We start from the raw sequence: 12,549 nt of genomic DNA on the forward strand, positions 1-12,549 counted from the left end.
CAAGGTGCTTTTTAATTTAGAAAGGGAAAATAAATGGCTAAAATTACATTCACTATGAAGAACGAGAAAGGCGAAGATGTCCTATACTCCAGTAAAGAAATCACTACTCGTGACTATCGTGACTATCTTGTACTCAATGACTCGCTCACGTCTGAAAAGTCAGAAGTTGAAAAATTGGATCAACAGTTGAACTTTATCGCTTCGCTTTTCGAAAATGTCACAGTTGAACAATTGCTTGAACATACAGACTTTGCGAAAATCATTGAAGTATTTATGGACATCTACGCTCATCTGGTAGGTGATGTGGACCCAAAGGGGAAACAATAGATCCTAAAGATGCTTTAAAGCATTTTTATAAATTTGTCAAAAATGTCTCTAATGGTCCATACAATATGAGTATCAATGAGGTTATGGATATTAGCTGGGATGACTTAATCGGTATCGTCGACACAAGTAGCGACCCCGAAGATGAAACTCCGCTAGATATTGCAGACATATTTGATGGGATATAAAGTAAAGCCTTTTTAAAGGCTTTTTTTATCTCGAAGGAGGAAAAATGGCAGGTGGAACGCCACTAGGACAAATGTATATCGAACTAGGGCTGGACGTGTCAAAGTTCAATCCTAGCTTAACAAGTGCGAAGAATGCAGTGAAGTATTTCCAAAATAATGTCAAAGCACTCGACAGCACTTTAAAATCTCATGGAAATAATGCAGATTTACTGAAATCAAAGTACAAATCACTTGGTCAGGCGATTGAGGCACAGAAAAAGGTCCTCGATCAGATGAAGAATGGATTTGACAAACTTGATCCTGGATCTGCTAAGTATGACAAAGCTGCTGCAGATATCGAGCGTGAGAATGCGAAGTTATCTGCAATGGAAGGTCAATTGTACAAAGTCGAGCAAGCTCTTAAAGCTGTTGCTCGTGAAAATAGTTTCTCCGGCCGAATGGAGGCTCTGGGGCAGAGTATCAAAAAAGGCGGAGATCACATTCAAAGTTTTGGTCGGAAGGTTTCTGACCTTGGTGGGACGTTAACAAAAGGCCTCACTGCCCCTCTTGTCGCTAGTGCTGGATTTGCAGTCAAGGCTGCGATTGACTATGAAAGTGCCTTTGCTGGGGTCAAAAAGACGGTTGATGGAACGCCTCAACAGTTTGATAGGCTATCTGCAAGCATTCGTAATATGGCAAAGGAAATGCCATCTAGTGCGGTTGAAATCGCACATGTCGCAGAAGCAGCCGGGCAATTAGGTGTACCAGTTGGAGCAATCAAAGAATTCTCAAAAACAATGGTAAACCTTGGGGTTTCGACAAACTTGAGTGCAGAAGAGGCTGCATCCTCAATCGCTAAAATCGGGAACATTATGCAGGTCTCAAAGAATGACCTGGGTGAATGGTCGGGGCACTTTGGATCTGCGGTCGTAGATTTGGGTAACCACTTTGCGACGACTGAGCGTGATATTGTCGAAATGACAAACCGTTTGGCGGCTGGAGGGAAACTTGCTGGCTTAACCACTCCAGAAATCCTCGGTCTTGCAACTGCGATGAGTAGTGTCGGTATCGAAGCCGAGGCTGGCGGTACTGCAATGACACAAACTCTTACTAGTATTGGCAAGGCAGTATCTGGCGTTGGTAAAGGGGCGACTGAAAAACTAGAACTGATTGCCCAAACTGCTGGAATGACCTCAGAGCAGTTCAGCAAAGCATGGAAAGAAAAACCAGCGGAAGCATTACAATCCTTCATCAAAGGGCTACAAAAAGCCACAGATGAGGGCAAGAACATGGACGGCATCCTTGATGAACTTGGTATGACAGGTATCAGACAAGGAAATATGCTAAAATCTCTTGCCTCCGCATCCGATACAATGGGAGAAGCGGTGAGACGATCTAACAGTGCATGGAAAGAAAACAGCGCACTAACAGAAGAAGCTCGTAAACGGTACGAAACTACTGAATCTCAGTTGAAAATCTTTAAGAACAAGATCACGGATATCGCTATTGAGTTCGGCGGTCCATTGCTGAAGGCTTTGAATAGTGGGCTAGATGCTGCTAAACCTTGGCTGAAAACTCTGTCTGAGATGGCTGAGAAGTTCAGCAAGATGTCATCTGAGCAACAACAGAACATTATCAAATGGGGCTTGATGGGAGCGGCCGCTGGGCCTGCTCTGAAATTGCTCGGTGGTGGTCTCAGGATCATCGGTGGCTTGACCAAAGGATTTGGAAGCCTTGTTAGTGGTATTGGTAAAGTATCTGGTGCCATTAAAACATTTAAAGACGCTGGCTCGGTGGCTGGTGGATTTAAAGCCCTGTCCGCAAGTATTAGCGGAATAGGAACCGCAACTGCTGAAGCTAGTACAAGTACAAGCTTATTATCTACTGCGGTAGCCTCACTTGGTAGTGGTGCCACATGGGGCTTCCTCTTGGGGGGTGCTGCATTAGTCGGTTTGACCTATATCGCTGAGCAGATGGCAGAAGCTGAGAATAGGACACAGCGCTGGGGAACTTCCGTCAGCAAGGTCCAAGATGAACAACTGAGCGGTTTTAAATCCAAGGTGGACGAAGCCAACAAGGCTATCGTTGATTTTGGGGCAACTGCTGGAAATGTCGATAATGTCAAGGCATCTTTTGAAAAGCTCAATAGCGAGATTGACAAGCTGATCGATGAGAAGAAAGAGAAGTTGCAAGCTCTCGCTAAAGAAGTCGGTATGAGTGAAGAGGTTCGTAAGAACCAAGAAGAGCAACTTGAACAAACCAAAGTAAATGTCCGGAATATGACCGAAGAGGTCGGTCGTATCTATCAAAACGCTAAGGACCAACATAGAGACCTAACCCTTGAAGAAAAGGCCATCGTCTCAAACATTCAAAACGAAATGATTAGCCAGGAATTGGACTTACTGGATATTTCTAAGGACAAGAAACATGCTATCATGCAGGCTATGAATGGCGATGTCAAATCCATGAATGAAACGCAGCGGAAAGATGCGTTGAAGGTAGTCACGGATTGGGTCAAGGAAGAAGAGAAGGTATACGAGAAACGTAAGGAAGCTATCAAAGAAGCATACAAAAATGATGGCTCCGAAAAAGGAATTAAAGAACGCAATCAAAAATTAGAGGAGCTGGAAGCAGAGCATTTAGCTAGAAAAGAAGCCTACCAACAAAAATATATGGAGTTGGAGAAAAGCTTCCTTGACAACTACAACGGCCGTTGGAGTAAAGAGGCCCTTCAAGGTGTTAAATCACGGATGGGAGCTCTTGGGCTTGATGCTAAGCAGTTTGAAGAGTATATGCGTTCTGCTGCTGATACTGTCACGACATCATCTGGAATCGTTGCGAAGTCCATGGCTAACATGAGCAAAGAGACCGCTGAGGCGAACACAGTCTGGAACTCACTCGTATTTGATGATAAAAAGGGTGAAGTTAAGACGAATGCCAAGGAAGAAATCTCCAAGGTATTGGAAGCTGAGAATGGCTGGAATTCAATTGAATTCATTTTGAAGAATGCCAACCTCGAAACGAACGCTAAAATGTTGATTGGTGAGACCTTGGTCGAGACCGGTAAATGGAATGAGCTGACTCTCGAACAGAAAGAACTCGTTTTAGACGGTCACAAAGGTATGCAGGCTATCCTTGAAAACAAGGAGGCACTCGCTCAATGGAACGCCCTTCCAGCAGAAGTCAAAGAACTGCTGATGAAGAACGAGGCATTCATCAATTCTGGAAACCTTGCTATCTCGACCTTGCAGAAATGGAATCAGTTAAGTCCTGAGCAGAAAGAGCTTATTGCTAAAGATTTGGCGACTGGTGAAGTCACTAAAATCCAGCAAGCCCTTAACTTGCTTGTCGGGATGAACCCTAACATCCCAATTGATGCTACGGACAATTCAAGCAAAGTCATTTCTGAGGTAATGAACGACATCCTGAACATTCCGAAGGAGACGAACACAAACATCAATGCGGATGCGAGTGGTGCTGAAGCTGGCAAGAACCAAGCCCTTGAGGCTTATGGTGCTGTAAATGCTTATCAGGTGTTAGAAAAATCAATTACAGCAAACGCAGACAATGCAGTCCAACAAGGACAAGCGGCAATCAACAAACAGAATGAATGGAATGCAACTCCATCCCCTACCAAACTGCAAACTGGTGATGCTGGTAGTGCGGTAAATGCAGGGCAATCTGCCATTAACAAGCAGAATGAATGGAACGCTCTTTACAGCCCTATGAAGTACATGACTGGTGATGCCACAAGTGCTATGAATGCTGCTAACTCAGCAAGTAGTGCGATTCAATCAGTACCCACTAGCTGGCATACAACCATCACAGCCACAGAGGTAGTCAACCGTGTCGTTAATACTGTCGGAAGACTATTTGGACACAAAGATGGTACAGATTATCACCCGGGCGGACTTGCTATGGTCAATGACCAACGCAATGCAGTCTACCGTGAGATGGTCACGTTACCAGACGGACGTAGCTTCATCCCAGAAGGTCGAGATGTCATCATGCCACTGCCTCGTGGATCCAAAGTCTTGCGAGCTGACAGGACCAAACGCCTGATGCAAAATCTTGGCATTCCTAAGTATGCGTCTGGTATTGGTATTCCAGAAGATGCTAAATTCTTGAGAGAGATCGAAAGGGCCAACCGTGAAATCGTGCTAATCGATAATAAAGGTGGCAATGAGTATGATGGTCAAAATGTCGTTGCTGAGATTGCGTTTCTAAGGTCAAGTTTAGAAAAGTTATTGACTGCTATCCTTGAAAAACCATCAGAAACTTATCTAGATGGCAATGTTTTGGCTCAAAATAGCTACCAACGCTATTCTAAAATCATGGCAAGGGAGGGGATCTAATGTTCAACATGATTATTAATGGGTTTGACACTGGATCAATCCCAAACTGCTATGTCACCGATTACGGTGAGGAGCAAATGGCTCAGCCACGTTTTGATAATAATACGATTTACGGGGCTAATGGAGACTATCCTATCTACGATGGAGCATATGATGGCTATGATAAGACTGTCAGCCTGTATGTTGTAAAGGAAGAGGAGGTCCAGAAAATCCTTGAGCAATTCAATCAACAGAACAATTTAATAGAGTTTGGGCATCGACCAGGCTCTATTTTTTATGCTGATTATGCTGGCTCAAGTTTTAGACAAAACGGCATCCATGCTTGGTCACTAGAAATCAAACTCAAGATGCATCCTTTCCGTTATCAGAAAAACAATACGGAAGTCGTATTGACAAGTAATGGCACTGTGACGAACCCTGGAACGGTCTATTCTGAACCAGTCATCACAGTTGAGGGAAGTGGGGATGTGACGCTTACGATTGGTAAGCAAATCATGCAACTCAAGCTGGATACTAAGGCTACTATTGACTGCCGTCACAAACGTCAGAATGTCTATGACAAGAATGGGAACTTGAAGAATACTCTTCGGACACGAGGTGGATTCTTCGAAATTCCTACTGGCATTTCTGGGGTAGTCTTTGGTGGGAATATCACGAAGGTGAGAATCCAAGGAAACTGGAGGTATAAGGTATGATCTACTTACTAGAAAATAATTTTCCTCTGAATGCTGCATTTGATGATGAAATTATCCAAGAAGCGAATAGCACCTATCAGCTCACCTTTAAATTCCCAACGACAGACAGCAAGTGGACAGAGTTGAAAAATGAAGTCTTACTGGTTGCGGATGACTTGCACGGCGAGCAGTATTTCTCAATCTTCGAAGTCGAAAAGCAACACGGCTATGTTACAGTATATGCCAACCAGGTTGCCACTTTGCTGAATAGCTACTCTATCAATACTATCAGCGTTGATAGAGTGAATGGCTTTGCTGTGATGAATGCTCTAGTATCGGCTTTTAAGAGACCGAGTCCTTTCACATTTTTCTCGGATATCAACTCCAAGCATACCATCAACCTCAAAAATGTGTCGGTGATGGAAGCTTTGGTAAAGGACAAGCACTCTATCGTTGGACAATGGGGCGGAGATCTTGTGCGTGATAAGTACAGTATCCGGCTACTTGAGAGAGCAGGAGTAGAGAACGAATCTCTCTTTGCCTATAAGAAAAACATGAAGTCCTACCAAGAGTCTGCGTCTACTAAGGAATTAAAGACAAGAATCCATTTCCGTCGTGTCATTGAAAGTCACGATGAGCACAAAAAGGACCAAGTCTTCATTGCGACAATCGACAGTCCGCTGATTGGCAAATACAAGAATATCTACGAAGCAGACATGGAAGTGCAAGACCAGGATGTGGTCGACCAGAGAACACTGGAAGAGTACGGGAAACGTTATTTCCGTGAAACGCTCTGTGATATGGTTGAAGAGAGTCTGGAAATTGATGTTATCGGACAGGCTGATCAACCTGTAAACCTCTTTGATACTGTTAGTGTCTTCCATGAGCGATACAATGTGGATCTACGTAAGAAGATTACTAAATACCGCTTCGCACCTATGAGGAAGAAGCTTGTCAGCATCGGATTCGGGAAGGTTAGCCAGTCATTTAGCAGTGCTCTTGGAAGTCTCGTAGAAAGCAAAGTCAATGAGCAACTGACAGTTCGTGATAAAGACTATGAGAATAAAGTGCAGAAGTTAGTTGATAATGCTAACGCTGAATACTTGAAGAAAGCCACTGCGCTTGAACAAGAAATCACTGACGGTCTCGAACAAGCTAAGGCACGATCTGAGGTGCTTAAGAAAGAAGTGACCGATTCTGTCAATAGCAAATTTGCAGATTTTGATAGGTCATTTAATACACAGCTTGACTCTCAGAAGGAGAGAATACAAGCTATTAATGATCTTGCTAATGATGCAAACCGAGTAGCAGCAGAGGCGCTGAGAGATGGAAACAATGCTATTAAGTACGCTCTTAGTGTTAAAAGTTTGGCTGATCATAATTTTACGACGGCAAGAAATCTAAACGATAAGATTGATTTGCTTGCGACTAAGCAGGAACTTGACCCTATTACTGAGAGATTGCGTCTTACCGAAAGTCAAATTGAGTTACAGGCTGATCAGATAACTGAAAAGTTATCACGAACGGAAGTAGATCGCTTGATTGATGACAAAGGGTTCCAAAATGCTGTTCAGGTCCAAAATATCGTCAAAAAATCAGTTGACGGATTCCAACAGACTATTTCCCGTGTTGAAAATAAGTTAAGAGACGTTATTCGTAATGATAACCTTCTTCAAAATTCCTCAGTTATCCCAAGTGGGGACGGTTTAGGAGGTACTTGGCGACTGAATAACTCAGGCGGTAATGGTAGGACAGAAGTAGTATCTCTCACAGATGCACCACATACTGCTATTAAGAAGGGTATTCGAGTTGTAGGAAATTCGAACGGTGGGAATAAGGATATCTCACAAGGTATCAACTTAGTTGTCGGTGAGAAATACACAATGTCTTGCTGGGCCAGAGTATCTAGCAATAGTACGAGTCAAAACGTTAATTTGTTGATTCGCTCATGGACAACCAACGACAGAAATCGTGCTTTGTTAAAGAGTATTTCAAACAAAGATTGGGTTCGATATCAATTCACATTCACGGCTGATTCTACCTATAACTCAATCCAATTTGGGCAGAATGGCAATGGCAGTCTTGAAATTTGTGGAATGAAACTTGAACATTCTGATCGTATGACTGACTATGATGTTAATACCTCTGAAATCGTAAGTGTTGTTGAATTTAACGATGTGGTCGATACAGTTAAAAGCCACACGCAAACTCTTCAAAACCAGGACAAAGCTATTTCACAAGTTACTCAAACTGCGGATGGTCTGGTCAGTCGTGTATCTAATTTATTGGATGATTTCAATCTGGTCTACGATCCTACTAACTTTAGCAAGTGGAAGAAAAAACAACCCGAAGCTAATGTCGTCGAAGACCAAGCATCAACTAAACTGTTGAGAATTACCAATTCCGGGAATAACAACAATGTCTATCGTGGGTTCGCATTGCCAATTACTACATCTACCTTTACCAAGGATGAAAAAATCAGTTATCGCCTTGTAGCGTGGGTAGATGTATTACCAGATAAGCCTCTTGGTATCGAATTGTGGAATGAAGACAGCGTGATTGCTTCTGACCGAGTGACTTTTACAAAAACTGGCATACAGGTCATCACAGGCACCATGACTGTCAATAAGACGACAACGAAATTAAGAGAATTTCCGCTGGAATTTTGGTTGATGAAAAATGGTACTGTAGCGATTGGGAAAGTCTCCCTTATCCGTGGAAATAGACCACCTACTAAGTTCGCCGACAATACATCTACACAAGACGTAGCCACACAAACACGAGTAAGCCAGCTTGCAGGTTCGTATGCTATCAAAAATATCAATAGTGCTGGGGACATCATCAACGGGATCAATATTGGTGCCGATGGTAACAATCGCTTTGTCGGTAAGTTAACCCACATCACAGGTGAGACACTGATTGACAAAGCGGTTATCAAGTCTGCGATGGTCGATAAATTAAAGACAGGTAATTTCGAATCTGGTTCTGTTACAACTCAAATCCTTGCATCAAATGCAGTTACAGCTGATAAATTACTTGTTGATTCCGCCATGATTAACAAGCTGGTGTCAAACCAAGCATTTATCAGAGAGCTATTTACTCAAAGAGCCACAATCACTCAAATACAGTCGATTGATATTACTGGCGAGCACGTCAGAGGCGGTCGAATAACCTCGCTGAATGGCGGTACGGTTATCAATTTGCAAGATGGATGGATTGATACCAACCAGGAAGGAGTTGGTATCAGAAACCAATTCCCTGGCAGACCGTTGCAATATCTGGTCTTTGGCACAGGAGAAATAAGCGGTGTCCCAAGTGCATACACGGCACTTATGAGTAATCGTAATGGCATTGTCGGCATGGAACACACATCTGCTGGTATCCAGATCTGGAACGGTAGAAAGGGTAGTAATGTTCAAACGGCCATAACATTTTACGGAAAAACAATGGACTTTATTCCGAGCTCGCAAGGTGGAGGAGTGTCTTTAAATACAGAGACCAAAAGCTTGGGCACACTTGAAAGTCTTTTTGTAAAAGATATTTATTTATTAAATTATGGTAATTATAAATTAAAAGATGTATTAAATGACATTTACCGTAATATTCAACAACTACACAATGTCAAAGAATCAAGCGTAAGTTACCACTGGACAACAATTGGCCTGCAATAGGCCTACAAAACTAGAAAGGTAAATATGAACACACAAGACAAAATCATCAATAACTTAGGGGTGCAACTCGCAAATAAATCAATTGAATGTGCCAATTACAAAGCATATTTTGAAGAGGCTCAAGAGCAATACAATGAATTAATCTCTGTTCTCAAATCAGATGAAGATTTGATGGATCTATTCAACGAAATCAAAAACAAAAATGAGGTGGCTAACTAATGGATTACAAATTACATTTTAAATTATTTGACGCAGTGACAAACACGACCAAAGTAGCAATCAAGCAAGATTCTCCATATCGTGTCTTCGAAGAGACTTTGCCAAATAATCGAATGGCTGAAAATGATGCTACGCTGGTTGAAGCGGTGCTGAACATCGTCCGGATGGAATTGGACCCATCTGGTGCTATTGTGGCACTGAAGAAAGAGCTTGATAAGTCTGTTGAGGCTAACAAGGTAGCTATCCAAAAAATTCAAGAGCTTACTCTTGAGAATGAGAAGAAAGATGCTCAAATCCAAAACAACAAAGCTCTTGCGGATTGGGCTGTCCTCGTGGCTGTGACCAACCAAGACAACCCACTTGATCCAACACTCTACAAGCGAGCGCTTGAGCTTGTTGAAGGCGCTCAAGTAGGTAAAACCTACAAACAGCACGACATTTTCACGCTCGTGGATCCTGACCATACCGAACAATTTAGCGAAGGTAAACGGGTACTTGTACAAGTCAACTACGACTTCACTTATAATGGTGAATCCATCAAAGACCTAAAAGGTCCTCTTCTTCAAAATGGCAAACTCGCAATCTATAATTGGGAGGTGCCAAAAGAAAATAAGCAAAACAAACCATCTGGAGATCTTGAGACTCAACCAGTGGCGCAACCTAGTGTATAGTGGGAAGGTTGGTGATTGATTGAGCTTATCAGATCTAATCGCACACCTTGCCCCTACCTTTGGTGTGATTGCTACTGGCTGGTTTGGCATGAAAGCTAGTAAATCTGCTAACTTAAACAAAGAGCAATTTAATGAGTTAAAAGACGAACTAGGCACAATCCAGAAGTCAGTTGAGACCGTCCAAGCAGTGGGCAAGGATAATAACAGAAAAATTGATGAAGTGAATGAGAAGCTGGCAGTACATGATGAAGCGCATCTGGTCACGATGTATTTGAGGCTAGAGCGTGACATCTCAACAGCTATTGACCGTGGATACACAACAGTACACGAGAGCGATATCATTCACAAGATGCACAAAAGTTATAAAAATTTGGGTGGAAATGGCTACATTGACGCTCTATACAACAAATATGTAAACTTAGAAGTGAGGAAGTAAAATGAATAAAATTAATTGGTCTGTACGTTTAAAAAATAAAAATTTTTGGTTGGCAGTAGTGCCAGCTCTTGCATTGCTATTTCAAGCCTTTGCAAACATCTTTGGCATCAAGCTAGAATTTGGTGAAACCATTGATAAAATCTTGGTATTTATCAATGTGCTCTTCGCATTCCTTGTCTTGATTGGAATCGTCAATGACCCTACAACAGTAGGATTGGGCGACTCAACTCGTGCGCTTGGTTATGAAGAACCTCACGAAGATTAGTATATTTTTGCTAGCGACTATCTATTTCTGGGTAGTCGCTTTTGAATTAAAGGAGAAACAATATGGTAAGAACTATTGACTTAATCAATCATGTAAAAGCTAATGCTGACGCTGGAGTTGGTGCTGACGCTGACGGATGCTACGGAACACAATGCGTAGACGAAGTAAATGATTTATCCATTACTTTTTTTGGTAAATCACTTTGGGGAAATGCTATTGACCTACTCAACTCAGCTAGAGATGCTGGTTTTGAGGTTGTCGAAAATGTCGTAGGTGATGTATCGTCTGCCCCTCGTGCTGGTGCAGCATTCGTACAAGATACAACTTACATCGCAGGACATCCTTACGGGCACACTGGGCTTGTCATCGAGGACTCAGACGGCTATACCATGCGAACCATCGAGCAGAATATTGACGGCAATGCTGATAGCTTGTACGTCGGTGGTCCAGCACGCTACAACACTCGCAATTTTGACGGAATTGTAGGTTGGTTCTACTTCCCAGTAGATGATCAACCAGCAGAAGTACAATCTATCACTCCAGCCGAACCTCTCACGGTTGACTCTAATGGATTCAATCCAGAGACAGGTACATTTACTGTCGAAGTGCCAGCATTGAATGTACGGGCTTCTGCTGGGCTTGCTGGTGAGATTGTAGCAGTCTATACTGCTGGAATGGAAATCAATTACGATGGCTGGCTAGACAACGATGGATATATCTGGATTACCTACATCGGTGCATCCGGAAACCGTCGCTACGTAGCAGTCGGTCAATCAGAAAATGGTCAACGGATCACAGATTTCGGGTCATTCTCTTAATATTAACGAAAGGAAACACCCCCTAAATTCATAAATCTACCCCTCCATTTTTGGAGGGGCTTTTTTTATTTGCCGTTAAAATAGACATTTTTTATTTTGTCCGTTATAACGGCAATCATAATAAAATTTTGGTATAAATAAAAGTATTTTTGTATCAAAAAAGCGATGATTGTATAACCATCACTTTTCTTTTTTAAACTGATTAGCGTATTCTGTCATTTTAATTGCGTGTTTCAAACGCATATTCATAATATCAGAGATACCGTTCTTATATTTGTCTACAGCTTGGGTGGATAATCCACAATTTTTACTAATAGAATAGGCTGTGGCATTTTCTAGTAGCCATTTAATAGCATTGATATCAACTAACATATTTACCTCGCAAAAAACCAAATGATTATTATGATCAACAAAAAACCTAAAACAAACTCAAGTTTTTCACTAGCTGTGGTTTTTCTTACTTTAAATTTTACTTTCATCACGATACCTGTTATAATTAAAGCAAGCCCCCACAAGGGGCGGATAGTGATTGTTCACTATCCGAATTCGATGTGCCACTCAATGCTAATAATGAACAAGTTTATTTTGACCACTAGCTTATTCGTCTTAGCTTTGATTGGCTTTTTTCTTCGCCTTAACATTTATTTTTTCCTTTCTTTAGTTTCCTTGTCTAAGGTTTCCTCCTTAACCTTATGTATCAATTATACAACTAAAGTTACATAAAATCAAGAGATTTTATTAACTTTTTTTAAAAAAATAAAAGATTTTTTCCTATTAAATAACTTCCTTTTGTGTCTATAAAAAAATTAAACTCGAACTTTATTTGGAGCTATACCAAACTAACAGTGTGGCGATGAAGTTGTTGAGTTATAGAAGCAGACCCAAAAACAGGCCCAAAATGTGATATAGGTTGACAAATTAACATTTGTCAGACTCCCACCGGCTCCAT

10 protein-coding genes are annotated in these 12,549 nt (G+C 41.8%); 9 read left to right on the plus strand and 1 reads right to left on the minus strand.

Annotated features, from left to right (window positions below):
- Window positions 1–33 precede the first annotated feature (33 nt).
- The 9 genes from gpG to ADH49_RS02470 all read left to right on the plus strand — a co-directional run bounded on the left by gpG (window position 34) and on the right by ADH49_RS02470 (window position 11,600).
- Window positions 34–327 (plus strand): phage tail assembly chaperone G, encoded by a 294-nt coding sequence (gene gpG / locus ADH49_RS02430; RefSeq protein WP_048688983.1) that lies wholly within the window; start codon window positions 34–36, stop codon window positions 325–327.
- Window positions 328–556: 229 nt separating this feature from the next.
- Window positions 557–4,846, plus strand: a complete 4,290-nt coding sequence (locus ADH49_RS02435) for a phage tail tape measure protein (RefSeq protein WP_048688985.1) — start codon at window positions 557–559, stop codon at window positions 4,844–4,846.
- On the plus strand, window positions 4,846–5,541 hold the full coding sequence (locus tag ADH49_RS02440) for an adenylosuccinate synthetase (RefSeq protein WP_048688990.1): 696 nt from the start codon (window positions 4,846–4,848) through the stop codon (window positions 5,539–5,541). Before ADH49_RS02435 ends, ADH49_RS02440 begins: the two co-directional genes overlap by 1 nt.
- On the plus strand, window positions 5,538–9,191 hold the full coding sequence (locus tag ADH49_RS09560; protein WP_053091441.1) for a phage tail spike protein: 3,654 nt from the start codon (window positions 5,538–5,540) through the stop codon (window positions 9,189–9,191). Before ADH49_RS02440 ends, ADH49_RS09560 begins: the two co-directional genes overlap by 4 nt.
- A 24-nt stretch (window positions 9,192–9,215) precedes the next feature.
- Entirely contained in the window at window positions 9,216–9,410 is a 195-nt protein-coding gene (locus ADH49_RS02450) for a hypothetical protein (RefSeq protein ID WP_048688994.1), read from the plus strand.
- Window positions 9,410–10,081: a hypothetical protein gene (locus ADH49_RS02455; protein ID WP_048688999.1), complete on the plus strand. Its 672-nt coding sequence runs from the start codon at window positions 9,410–9,412 to the stop codon at window positions 10,079–10,081. Before ADH49_RS02450 ends, ADH49_RS02455 begins: the two co-directional genes overlap by 1 nt.
- Window positions 10,082–10,100: 19 nt before the next feature.
- On the plus strand, window positions 10,101–10,517 hold the full coding sequence (locus tag ADH49_RS02460; RefSeq protein ID WP_048689003.1) for a hypothetical protein: 417 nt from the start codon (window positions 10,101–10,103) through the stop codon (window positions 10,515–10,517).
- A 1-nt stretch (window position 10,518) separates the two neighbouring features.
- Window positions 10,519–10,782 carry a phage holin gene (locus tag ADH49_RS02465; RefSeq protein ID WP_048689006.1) on the plus strand — a complete coding sequence of 88 codons (264 nt, stop codon included), beginning with the start codon at window positions 10,519–10,521 and terminating at the stop codon, window positions 10,780–10,782.
- 62 nt (window positions 10,783–10,844) lie between these two features.
- Window positions 10,845–11,600, plus strand: coding sequence for a CHAP domain-containing protein (locus ADH49_RS02470; protein WP_048689010.1), 756 nt, complete (start codon window positions 10,845–10,847; stop codon window positions 11,598–11,600).
- 180 nt (window positions 11,601–11,780) lie between these two features.
- On the opposite strand, the gene ADH49_RS02475 is transcribed toward ADH49_RS02470, so the two are convergent.
- On the minus strand, window positions 11,781–11,972 hold the full coding sequence (locus ADH49_RS02475; RefSeq protein WP_048689013.1) for a hypothetical protein: 192 nt from the start codon (window positions 11,970–11,972) through the stop codon (window positions 11,781–11,783).
- Between the last annotated feature and the right edge of the window lie 577 nt (window positions 11,973–12,549).

Source organism: Streptococcus sp. 400_SSPC (genome assembly GCF_001072745.1).
Classification (GTDB): domain Bacteria; phylum Bacillota; class Bacilli; order Lactobacillales; family Streptococcaceae; genus Streptococcus; species Streptococcus xiaochunlingii.